The organism is Corynebacterium urinipleomorphum (assembly GCF_900155535.1).
GTDB classification, from domain to species: Bacteria; Actinomycetota; Actinomycetes; order Mycobacteriales; family Mycobacteriaceae; genus Corynebacterium; species Corynebacterium urinipleomorphum.
The window spans coordinates 240308-256865 of the sequence record NZ_LT706962.1 but is presented as its reverse complement, the minus strand read 5'-3'; the positions used below and the strand labels follow the sequence as shown (position 1 = coordinate 256865).

General features: G+C 61.3%; 16 protein-coding genes. 8 read left to right on the top strand and 8 right to left on the bottom strand.

Translation table 11 applies throughout. The features are described from left to right. Both CZ338_RS01950 and CZ338_RS01945 read right to left on the bottom strand, forming a co-directional pair. On the bottom strand, nucleotides 1-1781 hold a 1781-nt coding region (locus tag CZ338_RS01950; protein WP_087116786.1), incomplete at its 3' end, for a DEAD/DEAH box helicase. A gap of 119 nt (nucleotides 1782-1900) precedes the next feature. Continuing rightward, complete coding sequence (locus CZ338_RS01945; protein WP_087116561.1) at nucleotides 1901-2428, bottom strand: hypothetical protein; 528 nt, start codon at nucleotides 2426-2428, stop codon at nucleotides 1901-1903. A 175-nt stretch (nucleotides 2429-2603) separates the two neighbouring features. On the opposite strand from CZ338_RS01945, the gene CZ338_RS01940 reads away from it, so the two are divergent. From CZ338_RS01940 to CZ338_RS11350, 6 genes are all read left to right on the top strand, one after another. Beyond that, nucleotides 2604-3209: a hypothetical protein gene (locus tag CZ338_RS01940; protein ID WP_143341232.1), complete on the top strand. Its 606-nt coding sequence runs from the start codon at nucleotides 2604-2606 to the stop codon at nucleotides 3207-3209. A gap of 117 nt (nucleotides 3210-3326) precedes the next feature. Beyond that, entirely contained in the window at nucleotides 3327-3539 is a 213-nt protein-coding gene (locus tag CZ338_RS01935; protein WP_087116557.1) for a hypothetical protein, read from the top strand. Then, a complete protein-coding gene (locus CZ338_RS01930) occupies nucleotides 3536-5422 on the top strand; it encodes a hypothetical protein (protein ID WP_087116555.1) in 1887 nt (628 codons plus the stop codon). The genes CZ338_RS01935 and CZ338_RS01930 overlap by 4 nt, the downstream gene beginning before the upstream one ends. Further along, nucleotides 5423-6283, top strand: a complete 861-nt coding sequence (locus CZ338_RS01925; RefSeq protein WP_087116554.1) for a hypothetical protein — start codon at nucleotides 5423-5425, stop codon at nucleotides 6281-6283. Further along, on the top strand, nucleotides 6280-7032 hold the full coding sequence (locus CZ338_RS01920) for a DUF6339 family protein (protein WP_087116552.1): 753 nt from the start codon (nucleotides 6280-6282) through the stop codon (nucleotides 7030-7032). Before CZ338_RS01925 ends, CZ338_RS01920 begins: the two co-directional genes overlap by 4 nt. Further along, on the top strand, nucleotides 7033-7530 hold the full coding sequence (locus tag CZ338_RS11350; protein ID WP_087116549.1) for a PDDEXK family nuclease: 498 nt from the start codon (nucleotides 7033-7035) through the stop codon (nucleotides 7528-7530). On the opposite strand, the gene CZ338_RS01910 is transcribed toward CZ338_RS11350, so the two are convergent. The 3 genes from CZ338_RS01910 to CZ338_RS01900 all read right to left on the bottom strand — a co-directional run bounded on the left by CZ338_RS01910 (nucleotide 7427) and on the right by CZ338_RS01900 (nucleotide 11054). Beyond that, the gene (locus tag CZ338_RS01910; protein ID WP_235839389.1) at nucleotides 7427-8518 is read right to left on the bottom strand and encodes a DNA cytosine methyltransferase; all 1092 of its coding nucleotides are present in this window, start codon (nucleotides 8516-8518) and stop codon (nucleotides 7427-7429) included. The two genes, CZ338_RS11350 and CZ338_RS01910, sit on opposite strands and share 104 nt — an antisense overlap. 182 nt (nucleotides 8519-8700) lie before the next feature. Next, on the bottom strand, nucleotides 8701-9705 hold the full coding sequence (locus CZ338_RS01905) for a nucleoside hydrolase (protein ID WP_087116545.1): 1005 nt from the start codon (nucleotides 9703-9705) through the stop codon (nucleotides 8701-8703). Next, nucleotides 9705-11054 carry an MFS transporter gene (locus CZ338_RS01900; RefSeq protein ID WP_087116543.1) on the bottom strand — a complete coding sequence of 450 codons (1350 nt, stop codon included), beginning with the start codon at nucleotides 11052-11054 and terminating at the stop codon, nucleotides 9705-9707. The genes CZ338_RS01905 and CZ338_RS01900 overlap by 1 nt, the downstream gene beginning before the upstream one ends. Before the next feature lie 125 nt (nucleotides 11055-11179). On the opposite strand from CZ338_RS01900, the gene CZ338_RS01895 reads away from it, so the two are divergent. Beyond that, nucleotides 11180-11641 (top strand): hypothetical protein, encoded by a 462-nt coding sequence (locus CZ338_RS01895; RefSeq protein WP_087116541.1) that lies wholly within the window; start codon nucleotides 11180-11182, stop codon nucleotides 11639-11641. Here CZ338_RS01895 and CZ338_RS01890 read toward each other — a convergent pair. From CZ338_RS01890 to CZ338_RS01880, 3 genes are all read right to left on the bottom strand, one after another. Further along, nucleotides 11638-12525 carry a hypothetical protein gene (locus CZ338_RS01890; protein ID WP_087116539.1) on the bottom strand — a complete coding sequence of 296 codons (888 nt, stop codon included), beginning with the start codon at nucleotides 12523-12525 and terminating at the stop codon, nucleotides 11638-11640. The genes CZ338_RS01895 and CZ338_RS01890 overlap by 4 nt on opposite strands. Nucleotides 12526-12682: 157 nt before the next feature. After that, on the bottom strand, nucleotides 12683-14038 hold the full coding sequence (locus CZ338_RS01885) for a carboxylesterase/lipase family protein (protein WP_235839388.1): 1356 nt from the start codon (nucleotides 14036-14038) through the stop codon (nucleotides 12683-12685). Then, entirely contained in the window at nucleotides 14008-15402 is a 1395-nt protein-coding gene (locus CZ338_RS01880; protein WP_087116538.1) for a carboxylesterase/lipase family protein, read from the bottom strand. The genes CZ338_RS01885 and CZ338_RS01880 overlap by 31 nt, the downstream gene beginning before the upstream one ends. A 286-nt stretch (nucleotides 15403-15688) precedes the next feature. Here CZ338_RS01880 and CZ338_RS01875 point away from each other — a divergent pair, with 286 nt between their 5' ends. After that, nucleotides 15689-16543, top strand: coding sequence for a hypothetical protein (locus tag CZ338_RS01875; RefSeq protein WP_407919355.1), 855 nt, complete (start codon nucleotides 15689-15691; stop codon nucleotides 16541-16543). Nucleotides 16544-16558: the final 15 nt, after the last annotated feature.

The window sequence follows — 16558 nt, the reverse complement described above, 5'->3', positions numbered from 1 at the left end:
CCCACGATGGCTCCCGGGCGGACGTGCTGGCGCTTGCCCACGTCGAGGCGGTAGGTGTCAAAGTTCGGGTCGTCGTTGTGGAAACGCCCGCGGCCGCCACGGTCGTCGCGGTCACGGCGGTCGCGTCCACGGCCACCACGGTCACGGTCGCGGCGATCGTCGCGGTCCCACTTCTCGCGGTCGCGGCGGTCGCGCTTGTCCTTCGGCGGCTCCTTCATCAGGAACTCGTCGCCTGAGGTCTGCGCGGCCAGTGCAGCGGCAATGTCCTCCATGGGCACGTCGTGGTCGGCGGAGTAGCTGCGCACGAGGCCGCGGAAAAGATCCATCTGGTCGTTCTCCAGGGACTCGGTAATGGAGTCGGAGAACTTGGCCATGCGGGAGACGTTGACCTCGTCCACGGTGGGCAGGTCCATCTCCTCGATCTTGGCGCCAGTCACCTTCTCAATGGAGCGGAGCATGCGGCGCTCGCGCGGGGTGACAAACAGGATTGCCTCACCAGTTCGACCCGCGCGGCCGGTGCGGCCGATGCGGTGGACGTAGCTCTCCGTGTCGTTCGGGATGTCGTAGTTGAGCACGTGGGAAATGCGCTCCACATCCAGACCGCGTGCGGCGACGTCGGTGGCGACGAGGATGTCTAGGCGGCCGTCGCGAAGCTGGTCGACCGTGCGCTCGCGCTGCTGCTGGGCGATGTCGCCGTTGATCGCGGCGGCGGAGAAACCGCGTGCGCGGAGCTTCTCGGCGACCTCTTCCGTCTCGTGCTTGGTGCGCACGAAGACGATCATGCCGTCGAATTCGGTGACCTCGAGGATGCGCGTGATGGCGTCGAGCTTGTTGCGGTGCGCGGTGAACAGGTAGCGCTGCGTGATGTTCGTGTTCGTGCGCGTTTCCGCCTTGACGGTGACCTCGGCGGGGTCGTCGAGGTACTGCTTGGAAATCCGGCGGATACCGTTGGGCATCGTCGCGGAGAACAGCGCCACCTGCTTGTCGTCCGGGGTGTCTTCGAGGATGCGCTCCACGTCCTCCTGGAAGCCCATGTTGAGCATCTCGTCCGCCTCGTCGAGCACGAGGAAGCGCAGGTTGGAGATGTCCAGCGAGCCCTTCTCCAGGTGGTCGATGACGCGGCCCGGGGTACCCACGATGATCTGCGCGCCGCGGCGCAGACCCGACAGCTGGATGCCGTACGCCTGCCCGCCGTAGATCGGCAGCACGGAGATGCCGCCGAGGTGGTCCGCGAAGGACTGGAAGGAGTCGGATACCTGCAGCGCCAGCTCACGTGTCGGTGCGAGCACCAGCGCCTGCGGGTGGCGCGCTTTCTTGTCAATCCGGGCGAGGATGGGCAGCGCGAACGCCGCCGTCTTGCCCGTACCCGTCTGCGCGAGGCCGACCACGTCGCGGCCCTCCATCAGCAGCGGGATCGTCTGCGCTTGGATCGGCGACGGCTCCTCAAAGCCCACTTTGCGGATCGCGTCCAGCACATCGTCGGGGAGGTCGAGCGCGTCGAAGCCGTTGCTTATCGACGCCTCCTCAGCCCCCTCCCCGCCGTTGTCCTCAGCGGGAGTCTGGTTCAGTTCTTCTTCCGCGGCATTCTCCGCGGTCCCATTCTCGTTCACGTGCCCATTCTCTTCTGCAGTGCCCGCAGCCTGCGAAACGTTCTCCGTTTCAAGCTGCTTCTGCGCCTCGGGGCTGGACTGCACCGGATCCGTCACAGATTCGGTCGCGTTCTCCGTCTCAGCCGGGGTGTTCGCCTGCTGGTCTTCAGCGGCGTTCTCATCAATACTCATCACCGCCAAAGCCTACGTCAGAGCGGGCACTATAGCCATTTCAGTACCCAGGGGCTTCAGCTCTCGGACGAGCCACGATGCCTGAAATTCGCAAGTACGGGCGAGTACTGAGAGTGTCTCTAGTACCCACCCTGGCCGCGCCGCTGTTTGTCCCGGTGGTTGCCCACCACGGCCATCAACAGGCCGATGATGATCATGAACAAAGCGCCCATGACAGCGAAGACCGATCCCATAATCCCGCCGACACCGCGGCCCACCGCATCGGTGGCGGACTTGGTGGTCACCATGACCTCGTCGGTGCACTCCACCGCATACCCTCCGGCCTCATCAGCATGGAAGCTGCCGATAGACGTCCACGTCCCGTTCTCCATTTCCAGATTCAGCGTGACGCCCTTGGTCTGCTGCGGGAGAACCTCCCCGCCCGGCGACCGCACCTCGCACAACACCGTTTCCGGCGCGTTCTGAGCCCTGAAGATCATGTAGTCCGTATCCTCCTCGAGCTCCACAACGCCTTTGCCGCCCTCGATGGTCACCTTCGGCGCCTCAATCGCCGCCCTCAGCCCGGAACCGCCGACCAACCCCAGAACGACCGCCCCGACCAGCGCCACCGCGCCGAGCACAGCAAGGATCACTCCCGCCTTCTTCATCCCCGCACCTTCCTCCACCACGCCCACGCATACGGCCCATACGCCATGCAGTGGACGCGGTGCCCGGCGCAGCTGTTTGGTTCAGATTAACCGGATTCATCTCCGCCATCAGTGCGAACTTTCCTCCACACGGAGAGCCCGCCCCCACCACACCGACCCCCTAGACTGTGTGTCTATGCGCCTTTCTCGCCCCGCCCTCACCGCCACTGCCCTGGCCACCGCCGTCCTCACCCTTACTGGGTGCTCCTCCGAACAGGACAGTGCTAGCGGCCCCGTCCTGACCACTATGGAGAGTTCCTCCGCCGTAGCCACTACTGCAACCACGTCCGCGGAGCCGACCACCAGCGAAAAGAAGTCGGCGGAGAAGACAGAAAAGAAGGAAGACGAGGCGAAGGACACCAAGGCCAAGGACGAGAAGAGCCAGGAAGCCAAGCCGAAAGAAGACCGCACAAACGTCGCTGCCGGCACCGTCTGCGGCCAAGTGACATCCCTGGGCGACGGCAGCCCGCTGTCCATCGTGGCCATGACCGACGGCGTGAACTGCGAGGAGGCCATGGAGGTCTTCTCCGACTACATGTCCGATTCCCCGTCCGGCATGCCCCCGCAAGGCTCCGGCGCCTTCTGGACAGCACCCAACGGCTGGACATGCGGCGGGAGCAACTACCTCTTCCCCGGCGACGAGGACCAGAAGTTCAACAAGTTCCCCTCCTGCGGCCCCAATAACGACGAGGAATTCGTCGTCGCCGTTCCTCCCAAGCGCGTCAGTGAACTGCCGGTCTAGCCCGCGCAGTCCCCTCGCCCTGCCGAGCCATCACCGACTGCAGGAAACCTCTGAACCACTTGACGTCGTCTACATATCGGTTATATTTAGTAAATGTAGCCACGACGGAGGTTGATCATGGAGTCTAAACAGGAAAGGTTTAAGCGATTAGCCTCGAGCAGAGGCGACCGATTGAAACGAGAAATCCGCCTTATCGGCAACCTTTCAAATACGAAGAACTACGAGTTTCAAGCGGGAGACGTAGACGAACTATTTACCCCTATTGATGCCGCTTTGGAAGAGGTAAAGGAAATGTTCTACAAGCAGATTAGTGACGGTGAGGCAAGATGAACACTGATTTTGGATTCTATTTCGAGAAAGCGGGAATGAGCGCAGTCCAAGGTGCAACTTCCTCGGCAGAGGAGCACTTCAAAGAAGTAACCATGGCCGAAGCGCTGGTCCGAGAAATGGGCCAAAATTCGCTCGATGCAAAGGCCACAGAGAATCAAGGCCCAGTCAGGATGCAGTTTGAACTCCGTAACCTGAAAACCGGCGAGATTCCGGATTATCGAGAACTACGACGGCACGTAATTGCGGCAGATGAAGCAACCCGACACATAGATGCAACCAACACACGTCTAGTGACTGCCGCGGAGGCCACTGATCTCAATGAGTTACCCGTTCTTCGCATTGGTGACTATGGAACCACAGGCCTGACAGGGCACGAGAACGACAACACAAACGACTCGCCGATTGTTGCCCTTACCCGCTCTAGAGGTATCAGTTCAGGAAAACAGGGCAAGGGCGGGTCCTTCGGAGTAGGCGCAGTTACCGGTGCGCTCTCATCTGCCATTCGCACCGTGCTCTGGACTACTCTCGCGGAAGACAGCGACGAAGTAGTCTTCGCTGGACAGAGCCAACTCGCTACCCATGATCTTGACGGCGTGCGACGAGGGCCAGACGGCTTCTTTATCGACAGGGCCGATAGATCAGGGTTCCACTACCTCCGCTCCCCAGACCCGATTGGGGGGTTCTCACCCCGCAAAGAAAATGGTACCGACACTTATATCCTGGGGTACCTGGACGCGAATGCTGATCCAAACCTATTTAATATCAGGGCCGCCTTTGTAAGGAACTTTTTCGTCGCTATCGACCGAGGCCTCCTTGAAGTGGAAGGCATCACCCCCAGCGGAAACTGGACTCTGAATTCGAAAACTTTGGGAGAACTCGTAAGGACTTTCGACGACGTTTACCCCTTCTACAAAGCACTTCATTCTGAACCGATTTCGGGCGAAATTGAAGGGTTCGGGAAGTGCGAATTGTACATGGAGTTCGACAGTTCGCTGCCCAAGAAACTGGACACGATCGCAATGCGAGCACCCCTGATGAAGGTTACGACCTTTTCCCATCATTCTATTCGGGCAAAATACGCCGCTATTTTCCTAGGGGAAGACGAACCGCTCAATTCGAAGCTACGCACATTGGAGCCCCCTGCGCACGATAAGTGGGTCCCTAAGCGAGCGGAATACGGGAGCAAACTGGTCTCGAAAGTTAAGGAATTCATCCGCGAGGGATTGAAAACTCAGCTCTCAGATGAAATAGGAGAAGAAATTCAGATTGAAGAGATGGACCGACTCCTGCCGTCCGGCCTCGGGAAAGACAATCTCGATATCCACTCATACGAAGGAACCTCAACAGACAGAGAGACTGGAAACGATGAGTCGGATAGCGTGCATGGAGATGATTCAACACCAGCGGTGAAGCAGTCTAAGCGTCAAATCTACGAGGTGGGTCCCCGCACTAGCGCGCGTAGTGGCCAGGGCGATCCTGCAATGGGGGGCCTGCGCAAGAATAGTGGACACACAGCCAAATCTTCTGGCGGTTCCGCAGATGTTGTCGCGGAAAAAGGTGATGGCTCAGCGAAGATTTTGGAAACCGACGTGCGAATGCGCAGCTGGACCGAAGCATCAACTGGAGATTTGATCGTTGTCTTGAGGGCCTCAGAGGCAGGTTCCGGCGACCTGACCCTTGCCGCTTTAAGAGACGGTGGAGAGCCAGAAAAAGATTTCACGCTTCCAATTCAGCAGGCTTATGTCCAAGACGGACAAGATCTGGTTGAGATCGAGTTCGAGGGAAACACGATTCACGGGGTTGAAATCGATCCTGACACCCTCAGTACAACTCTTCGTCTGAAACTTTCCAATTCGCAACGCTTTAGGTTAGGAGTGGTTTAAATGGTTGCACAGGTTGGCTCTTTTCCCCACCCAGTCATTGGCAACGGTGACGACGTGTCCTCGTCGTTGCATTTGACCAACATCGGCATCAGTCCAACGGTCGAAGACATCTTGATCAAGTTCAAGGTTTTTACCGATGATCAGCAGCTGCAGGAACTCGTTAATTCCGGGCAAGCAAAGATCGTTATTTGGTGGCATTGTCGAGCAACCCTCAGCAGCGGAATCCTCGAGCCCCTTGCTGCGGAAGCTAGGATCGATGGTTGGCGTTTCGAATGCTCGCTGGATCAAGAGTTCTTGCGGGATCGCGTTGATATCGTAGTCGAAATCACCGCAGCTCAAGACATCGAGAATTTCAGATGGGATAACCAACACGAGGACTACGGTGGCCAAAAATTCTCGATTAGAGTGGCCGATTACCTCGCTTTCGGTGGCGACTTCTACTTCAACGCGGCAAAACTGTATGACGCAATGAATCCACCGTTGGGTAGCATCTTCCGCATCACCAAGCGAGAGGATCAAGTTGAACCGATTCGGGTCGATTTCAACAACACAGAGCAAATTTCAGTTTTTCTATCTGCTCAGGTTTTCGATGGGCTTCAAGCCCTCGGGTACGCAGACGACCTAAAGCTTTCGCTGGTAGTGCTTCCTGTACTGATGGAGACTTTGAGCTATATCTCACGAATGGAAGCTATGCCAGAAGGCGACGACTTTGCTGGTCGCGAATGGTATCAAACTCTCAAGCGCATGATTGAGCACAGCAAACTGGACATCTCGTCTCCACTGGAATCCGCAGAACGGCTCCTGAATCACACCACGGCGAAGGCTCTGGCATCACTTGAACAAGAGGAGAACGAAGAATGAGCAACGAATCTTCCCTTACGTGTTCTCACATCTTCAGCGAAGATGCGATCGACATCTTGAGATTCAAACTGAATGACTGCGAAAAGCCGGAGGAGTTCCTCCACTTGGTCGACAGTATGGCTAACGACTCAAGATACTTGATCGCCCTCGATCGGCCTATTCAGTTCCCCAATGCGCTTTCTAACGAAAACGATGGCTCCAACGCAGTCGAAGTATACGAGGCCATCGGGTCACTCGATCGAGCGAACGCCGCAGATGCGCGACTCTGGTCTTACCTTTCGATGGTGACTTTTCGGCAGTACACCGAGAAACGCTGGCCACTCGTGGGGCGGGAGAAGTTTAAGCCTTACGCGCTCGACCACTGCCTGATGGTGAGCAGTTCGCCAAGATCACTTATGCGAAATAGCATCGCTAGGCTTTGGTGGATCGCTGATTTAACGTACGACCAAGGGATCGAACATCCATACTCAGTCAGGACGGGCGATCCGTTTGCTTACACCCGATGGGTCCTGGATAACGAGAATCGTCGCCAATCAATCTTTGAACGGCAGATCGGCCGCAGCCCGAACCTCATGTGGGCGGTCCTGGAGGCTCTGCAAGAGAAGCATATCGAAGGCCAAAAGGACAGATCAAAGGAGTTGTTGAAGCATGTGTACCTGCACACGGGTTATCAACGTCTTGAAATGCTTCCAGAAGAACAGCTCAAACAAACGGTGACTGAACTCCTGGATGAAGTTGTGGAGGAATGATTGACTTCACGCAGACGGAAGCCGATTACGACGGGATGCCCAGGTGGTAACAACCTCGAATGGGCTGTTCGAAGTGAACTCAATCGACTCGGTCTTTTCTTTCAGGTCGACCGTAAAGATATTTTAGGCACTCCGGACATCGTCTTTCCCACTCAGCAACTCGCAGTTTTCATCGATGGTTGTTTTTGGCATGGTTGCTCACTTCATCGAAGTAAAACATCTAGGGAAATCTACTGGTCGAAGTATTGGACAGATGTGCGAGCTCGAGACAAATGGGTCACTGAAAATCTTAGGGGCCAATCCTGGACCGTCCTGCGGTTTTGGGAACACGAGCCAATTGCGGATATTGCGCTAGAAATCCAGGATGTGCACAACATGCTTACCAAGCCAAGGACTAGTCGGCTTCGGAATCAGCCTCAAATAGGCGTTCACTTATTGTCATCGACCGAAGCCGCTCAATTTCAGGCTCCAAGTCCACTCTCTGATATTGCCCATTAAACAGCTCCATCAGTCGAAAGGCCAAGGCCTCGACCCCTTTAGGAGGCACAGCGTTACCGATCTGGCGACGCACCTCAGCCCGGTTACCCATGAAGATGAAATCATCGCGGAACGACTGCAAGCGAGCTCTTTCTCTATTCGTCAAGGCGCGGGGTTCCTTATAGTGGTACCCCCAAGTGCCTCCTCCACCGCCCGCAATAATCGTTGGTGAAGGTTTTTCAGGGTCGAGTCGACGGTAAACGTGACTGATCAGACCCTTGACATAAAGAGGGCTATCCTTGGGGATAACTGTGTAGTTCTTCCCAGGAGGAATAGCCTCCAACATCCGACGAATCTTGGCATTATGCTCAGGTAGTTCGTTGTTAAAGGTCGCCAGATCCACATTCTTAAGTGCTTCCCCTGAAGTCATATAATCGATTTCTCCCCGGGGGCCATGAGTCGGCTTCGGGTGGCGAAAGTTAAACCCTTTGTCCTTTCGAACTCCAACGATCAACACCCGTTCACGGAACTGAGGAACTCCGTACTCCGCAAAGTTATAAAGTCGGGGCTTCACCAGGTATCCAGGACTTATCGACTCCAAATCTTCGACTATTGTTTTGATTGCGTTACCACCATTAGCCGTTAGTAGCCCTTTGACGTTTTCACCAACAAACGCAGCAGGCTTTTTGGCTGCAATAAAGTCACGAAAGTTTTTGTAGAGGTTCCCCCGTTCACCGTCCAAACCCGGCTGCTTCCAAACATTAGAAAAGTCTTGACATGGGAAACCCCCAGTAATCAGGTCCGCACCTGGAATTGACGGATCTTCAAATGGGTCAAGCTCCGTAATGTCGCCTTGGTGAATTATCCCTGGACCGAAGTTCGCTTCAAAAGTACGAACTGCATCCGGATGAAGGTCATTCGCCCAAATCGTCTTAAAACCGGCGTCTTCGAACCCCCTATCCATTCCGCCACAACCAGCAAATGTAGAAAGCATTGTCGGTTGTTTCACTTAAAAATCCTTTACTGATCAATCGTAATTTAGAGGCGGAAAACAAGACATGATCAAGTTCATGTCTTGCGATCAAAGAATCGCAGATACGTTCGTCACCATCATCAGAAGTTAGTCCAGCCATGGTATGCGTACAAACCAGCCTTGCCCCGCGATCTAAGGCGCCAAATGGAGATAACCCCCTAGTCCTCCGCCCGCAGGTGCCGGAGTTTCTCCAGGGCGGCGTCGCCGGAGGCGATGCGGGAGAGGATGTGGCAGGCGTCGTCGAAAAGCTGCCAGGCGTGGGTGATGGTGGTGTCGCGGATGTCGGTGATCACGTGGGCGTTGGGGGTGCGGTCCCAGAAGTGGGAGGCGTCGAGAAGCGATGTGCCCCTGGTGAGGTCGCTGTCGGCCTCGATGTCCACGGTGGCCAGCTGCGGCGTGGGGGTGATGGCGCCGGTGGCGGTAAGCACCGTGAATAGGTCGTGGATCTGTGCCTGATAGCCCTCCCCCATGTCCTCGTGGAACTCGAAGTAGAAGCGGGTGATGGGGTCGAGCTGCTGCGCGATCGGCGCGGTGCCGAGGGAGTCCGTGATGCGCGTGAGGTGCTCGGGCGTGAGGAGCATTTTCTCCGTGACGTTGAGCGGGCACACGGTGATCGGCGCTGGCGCGTCAGCGAAGACTTCCTTGGCGGCGTGGGGGTCCACCCAGAAATTCCACTCGGCGCTGGGCGTGGTGTTGCCCGGGTAGTGGAACGCGCCACCCATGACCGTGATGTGGCGCAGCTTCGCGTAATGGTCCGGGTGAAGGCGGCGGAACGCGGCGAGGTTGGTCATGGGGCCGGTGACAATGAGGTGGAGGTCCTCAGTGCCGCGGTCGATCGCGTCGATCCAGAGCCGGTCCCAGTCGTGCTCCACGTGGCGCCCCGGCGCATGCGCGTAGCCCAGGCCCGTGTCGCCGTGGGTCTCCGGCGTGGTGATCAGGTCCCACTCGAGCGGCTCCGGGATGCCGGCTGCGAGAGGGATGATGGGCAGGCCACACAGCGTGAGAATCCACGCGGCGTTGCGTGCGCACTGGTCCGCTTCCACGTTTCCGCTGGTGGTGGTCACGCACTCCAGCTCGTGCGTACCTGCGTGCGCGGCGGCTGCGAGGTAGATCAACGCGTAGGTGTCGTCCACGCCCGGGTCGCAGTCGAGGATGATGCGCATTAGTTCTCCTTCGCGGGGTCGGTGGTTCCTTGTGTGTTTCCGGCTGCCTCCGCTGCCCTTCCAGTTGCTGGCGCCGTGCGCTTCGGGTGGGTCTCCTGCCCCATCGCCGCCCAGACGATGAATGCGCCGGCGGCGATGGCGCCGCACACGCCGAACGCGACGGGGAAGCCGTGGGACTCAGCCAGCGCACCGATGATGATCGGGCCGAGGACCTGGCCGGCGTCGCCGCACATCTGGAACACGGACAAGGTCTTGCCGCCCGCACGGTCGTTGCCGATGATGTCCGCCAGCGTCGCTTGCTGGCTGGGCACGAGCATGCCGCCGCCCACGCCGGCGAGCGCGGACAGGGCGATCAGCGGCCAGAAGCTCGTGGCAAAGCCGAGGGTCGCCGTGGCCACGACGGTGGTGGCCAGGCCGGAGAGAATCATCGGCTTGCGTCCGATCTCATCCGCCAGGCGGCCGGAGAACTGCAGCGTGATCGCGTTGCCCGCAGCGAACGCCGCCAGCGCCAGACCGGACATCGCCGTGCCGTGCGTGAACACCGACGCCGCGAACAGCGGGAGAATAGCCACGCGCACGCCCATGTTCACCCAGCCGTTCGCGAACATCGACGCCAAAAGGCTTCGGTAGCTGGGGTGGCCGAACGCCTCATCCAGACGCATCGGCGGGCGCGCGGCACGGTCCACGTCGTGGTCCGACTTGGGCAGACGCGCCCACACCACCACGGCCGCAAGCCCCACGCCCACGCCGTAAATCACGAACGGCCAGCGCATCCCTAGAAACGACAGGCCCGCGCCCGCGACCGGGCCGATGATATTGCCCAGCAGGAACGCCGTCGCGTATGTGGAGCTCGCCCGCCCGCGGATCTGCGGCGGCGCCACCTTCACAATCAGCGCCTGCGCCGAGATAGTGAACATCGTCGACCCCAGCCCCGCGATGAACCGCAGCACCAGCATGTGCCAATACACCTGCGCGAGAGCCACCAAACCAGTGGTCACCGCCACAATGACCAGGCCCGACAAGTAGATCTTGCGCGAGCCGAGCTTATCGACGAGCCACCCCGCCCCCGGCGCCCCCACCAACCGTGCCGCCGAGAACACCGACACCACCGCGGCAGCCGCCGCCATCGACACACCGAAACTGACCGCGAACTGCGGAATGATCGGTGCAATCAGGCCGTAGCCCAGCGCGATAAGGAATGCCGCCGCGACGAGCACCCAGATCTCCTGCGGGATCGGCGGAACCGGTCCGCGCTCCGCGTTGCGCTCTTGCCTGCGCTCAGCCCGGTTGTGGGACCAGTGCTGCCACCGGTCATGCGGCCACCGGCCGATACTGGATGAGGTTGTCATAGCGCCCCACACGCTACCCCTTATGGCCGGTAAAGCCACCTTTCCGTTTACGGGCCGTTAGACGTTCGAATGGTTGTTCGAATTTCGGGATGGGTGTGTCCACTCGGTTTCGTAATTTGTGGGCCATGACGAACACACGAGAACTCGCCCACCAGATCCGCTCCACCCAGGCCGACGCACTCGACCGTTTCGAGGCAGTCATCCACCACCCGCGCTCCCTCGCCCGTCCGACACCCGCCTGGCGCCCGCCGACACGGGAGCTTCCACGCATCGGGCACGGACCACAGTTGAAGGCGGCGGTCACGCGCCGCCGCGTCGGCCCCCGCGCCCAGGCCCGCATCAAGGGCTACGGCGAGACGCACGTGCCCGCCTACCTCATCGAGGTCCGCTTCACCGACGTCACCGGCATCACCGTCGACCGTGATCTGGCCGAGGCGTGGGTCCGCGCCATCGTTCCCAGCTCCATGGCCGGCGCGGTCCACGAGATCTACTCCCCGACCGGCACCACCTTTGTCTGGCTCGTGGACGGCACCTTCACGCCCGTCTACTCCCCCGCCTCCATGTTTGAAGGACTGGCCGCCGCCTAGACCTCGTCCTCGAAGTCAACGTCCTCGGTGACGGTGTCGTCATCGTCCTCGTCATCCCCGTCAAGGTCGTCGTCCTCGTCCAGGTCGTCGTCCCTGTCGAGGTCACCTTCATCGTCTTCATCGTCGAGGCCGTCGTCGTCCGGGTCGTCGGCGCCGAAGATGTCGTAGACATCGGGCTCGTCGAAGTCATCGTCATCGAACGGGAGGAGCTGGGCTTCCCAGTCTTCGGCGTGGTCGGCGGCGAGCGACAGGACGTCGAAAAGCCGGTCGAAGTCGAAGAAGACGCCGAGATCGAGGGTCTCTACCTCCGCGATGGCTTCGGCGTGGAGAGTGGCAAAGAGCTTCTCACGGTCCTCGTCGGTGAGCTCCGCGTCGCCGTCGGACTCCCACAGCTCGCCGATCGCGTCGTCCAGCAAGTCGTCGTAAGACTCCGGCAGCGCCACGAACGTCACGGACGCGCACGGGGTGCCGTCCTTGAGCTCCACCTGGACCTGCAGCTCGGCGTTGTCGCCGACTTCGGCGCGCACGAGGTTCGGGTCGACGGGGTCCTGGAAGAAGTCCAGATCGCCGATACGCTCGTCGGTGCCTTCCAGCAGGTCGCTGAGCACAGTGATCACCTGGTCGGTGGCCATGTGCTTCACCGCGGTCTGCACGGCGTCCTCCACGGAGAAGACGACGGAGACTAGGACGGTCTCGAACTCGTCATCGTCCTCGTCCACGTCGGCGGCGGCGATGTAGACATTAGCGGCGGGCAGGTGCGGGTCGATCTCCACGAAGTGGATCTCCACATCGGAGGTGATGGGCACGAACATGGTCTCGTCGTGCACGCGCGACTCGATGCCCTCGCGGTCAAGACCTGCGGCGATGTCCTCGAAAAAGCTCATGACGGCAGTTCCCTCCTGCTGGTTTTCCCGGACCGTTCGGCCTGGCCGCACCTAGCCTAGCCACGTTCCTGCGACAACGCACCGGTTCTGCGCCGATTCACCGCGGCTTTGTATTAGGGCGCGGTGTCCTGCGGGCAGGGACTTGCCTGTGCGCAGATCAGGGTTTCTCGTCGGGCTCGAGCCCCAGGAAGTCCGTCACGCTGTCCAGCACCTCCGGGCGGCCGGTGCCCCAGCTGGTGAACTTGAAGCCCTCCCAGGCGCGGCGCTTCTCCGCCTTCGGGTCGCGGACCACCTTGGGTTGAGCGCTGATAACGGCGGTGGCGCGGCCCGGCGCGTCCTCGGAACGGAAACCGTAGACAGGCCACTCGTCGCCGACGCGGCCGGTGTGGAAGAAAGCGCCCCAGTTGCGCTGCATAAGCTCGCTGACGGTCTCGAAGTCGCTTTGGGGGCCGAGGCGCTGGAGAAGGCCCGCGGGTGTGGAGTACTTCGCGCCGAACACGGCCTCCAGGTCGGCGGTGTGGACGGCACCGATGCCCAGTTTCTTCACTGCGGGGGCGGCGTGGTCGAAGTGGTACATCCACACGTCCGCGACGCGGCGGTGTTCCGTGGCCAGGCGGACGGAGGGGGCCCAGAACACCGCGTCGGCAACCAGCTCCGCGAAATCGGAGCGGGTCAGCGCGCCGTTGTAAGCATCGAGGATCGCGTCGGCGTGGCCGGGATCGAACACTTCGAGGATCCGGCGGGCGGCGCGTTCACGGGACTTGCTGAACACGTACATCGCCTTAGTGAAGCTGGCTTCGCCGGAATTGGAACCGATGATCAGCGGAACCGGCGCCTCCTCGTTGTCAGTGAACACGTCCATCGGGTGGCGGGGCACGACTTCCCCGTCGACGGTGGGCATGAACGCTAAATTGAGGTACGGCAGCTCACCGCTGCGGATCAGGAGCGAATTGCCCACGCGCACGAGCTCCTCACCGTCCACCTCCCGCAGGTCCTGGAGGGTGGAGAGGCGGGAGAGGCCCATGCCGTCGAGAAGCTTGCGCACCCACATTGCGGCCTGGATGCGGGAATGGACCGCGGCCGCGGGCGCGGATTGAGCGACGGCCCCGTGGAAGAGACCACGCGCCGGCGGTGCGCACATGAGCGTGGTCACCGCGGCGGCACCGGCGGATTCGCCCATGATGGTCACGCGGTCCGGATCGCCGCCGAATTCCGCGATGTTGTCGCGCACCCACTCCAGCGCGAGGATCTGGTCCATGGTGCCCGGGTTGGCCACGCAATCCGGCCCGAGTGATCGCAGGTCCAGGTAGCCCAGCACCCCGAGGCGGAAATTCAGCGAGACGTAGACGATGTCCGTGGCCTGCGCGAAACGGTGGCCCTGCAGCACCTTCTCGTGTGAGGAACCGGTGAGGAACGTGCCGCCGTGCATGTACACCACCACCGGCAAAACGTCGTCGGTGTCGGGGCGGACAATGTCGAGCGTCAGGCANAACGGAAACCGTAGACAGGCCACTCGTCGCCGACGCGGCCGGTGTGGAAGAAAGCGCCCCAGTTGCGCTGCATAAGCTCGCTGACGGTCTCGAAGTCGCTTTGGGGGCCGAGGCGCTGGAGAAGGCCCGCGGGTGTGGAGTACTTCGCGCCGAACACGGCCTCCAGGTCGGCGGTGTGGACGGCACCGATGCCCAGTTTCTTCACTGCGGGGGCGGCGTGGTCGAAGTGGTACATCCACACGTCCGCGACGCGGCGGTGTTCCGTGGCCAGGCGGACGGAGGGGGCCCAGAACACCGCGTCGGCAACCAGCTCCGCGAAATCGGAGCGGGTCAGCGCGCCGTTGTAAGCATCGAGGATCGCGTCGGCGTGGCCGGGATCGAACACTTCGAGGATCCGGCGGGCGGCGCGTTCACGGGACTTGCTGAACACGTACATCGCCTTAGTGAAGCTGGCTTCGCCGGAATTGGAACCGATGATCAGCGGAACCGGCGCCTCCTCGTTGTCAGTGAACACGTCCATCGGGTGGCGGGGCACGACTTCCCCGTCGACGGTGGGCATGAACGCTAAATTGAGGTACGGCAGCTCACCGCTGCGGATCAGGAGCGAATTGCCCACGCGCACGAGCTCCTCACCGTCCACCTCCCGCAGGTCCTGGAGGGTGGAGAGGCGGGAGAGGCCCATGCCGTCGAGAAGCTTGCGCACCCACATTGCGGCCTGGATGCGGGAATGGACCGCGGCCGCGGGCGCGGATTGAGCGACGGCCCCGTGGAAGAGACCACGCGCCGGCGGTGCGCACATGAGCGTGGTCACCGCGGCGGCACCGGCGGATTCGCCCATGATGGTCACGCGGTCCGGATCGCCGCCGAATTCCGCGATGTTGTCGCGCACCCACTCCAGCGCGAGGATCTGGTCCATGGTGCCCGGGTTGGCCACGCAATCCGGCCCGAGTGATCGCAGGTCCAGGTAGCCCAGCACCCCGAGGCGGAAATTCAGCGAGACGTAGACGATGTCCGTGGCCTGCGCGAAACGGTGGCCCTGCAGCACCTTCTCGTGTGAGGAACCGGTGAGGAACGTGCCGCCGTGCATGTACACCACCACCGGCAAAACGTCGTCGGTGTCGGGGCGGACAATGTCGAGCGTCAGGCAGTCCTCGGTGCCCTTGACGCGGTCATTCCAGCCGTATGTGCCCTGCATGGCGGGCTCAGCGAAGTGCGTCGCGTCGAGTTCCCCGCTCCACGGCTCGCGCGGGCGGGGCGCGCGGAAGCGGTGCTGCCCGTCCGTCGGCGCGCCGTACGGCACACCCCGCCACGTGCGCATGCCCGTCGTGGGGTCCACGATGCCGCGGACCCGTCCGGCGGTGGTGTGCACGACAGGCTGATCGTCCATGCCTTGCCACTGTAGCCACGCCGCCGCACGGGCAACGTCGGTGGTGCGGGGCTACTCCCCCGGCCGCTGGTTCTAAGTGCCCGCGGCGACGGCGCATCCGTTCCTCCTATAAATTGGTGTGCATTGGCTTTTTCACGGGCCGAAAGACCCGCACCGACCCCCGCGCACTCGCTGCGCCGCAACCGCGCCGCACTGGCAGGCGCGTAAAAGGAGACTTCCCGCAATGGCCCTCTTCCGTAAAAGCAAGGACCGCAAGAACAAGGCTGCCGCCGCTGCCGCCGGCCAGATGGACCCGCAGACCATCGAGGCGAACGCGAACCTGATGGGCCGGTCCTTCATCAAAGGCCTCGACCGCGCTGTGCACCTGCAGTCCGGCGTGATCCGCGCCTACGTGGACCACCTGCGCCGCTCCAACCCGGATGCGTCGCCGGCGGAGATCCAGGCGATCATGGACAAGCACTTCCTCTACGCCGCCTCCGGCACTGGCGCGGGCGCTGGCGGCGCTGCCGCGGTGCCGGGCATCGGGTTCTTCACCGGCGCGGCCGCCATCGCCGGCGAATCGCTCGTGTTCGTGGACCTCGCCGCCGTGTACACCGTCGGCTCCGCCTACCTGCGCGGCGTAGACATCTCCGACCCGGAGCGCCGCCGCGCCATCGTGCTCATGGTGCTGTCCGGTTCCCAGGGCGCCGCGATCGTGGACACCCTCATCGGCCCGGACGCGCAGAAGGTGCCGTCCGCCGCGATGCTGTCCAAGTTCTCCGGCCCGACTCTGAACCAGGCCAACAGCCTGCTCACCCGGCAGCTGCTCAAGTCCATGAAGCGCCGTCTGCGCCGCATGTGGATCGGCAAACTCATGCCGCTGGGCATCGGCGCTGTCGCCGGCACCATGGCCAACCGCGCGCTGGCCAAGAAGGTCATCGAGGGCATCGGCCCCAACCTTGGCCAGCCGCCGGCTCAGTTCTTAAACGAGCTGCCGGCCAAGTCAGAGGTGGAGGACGAGTTCGACGAGGCGGACAAGAACCCGAAGACCCGCGTCAAGGCCATCCTGGACATCTTCGGCCGCAACCGCGGCGGCGACGACAACGAAGGTGCAGACGACGCTAAGACGGTCCACACCACCGCCGACTCATCCGAGGAGTAGCGGATCAACTCTCTC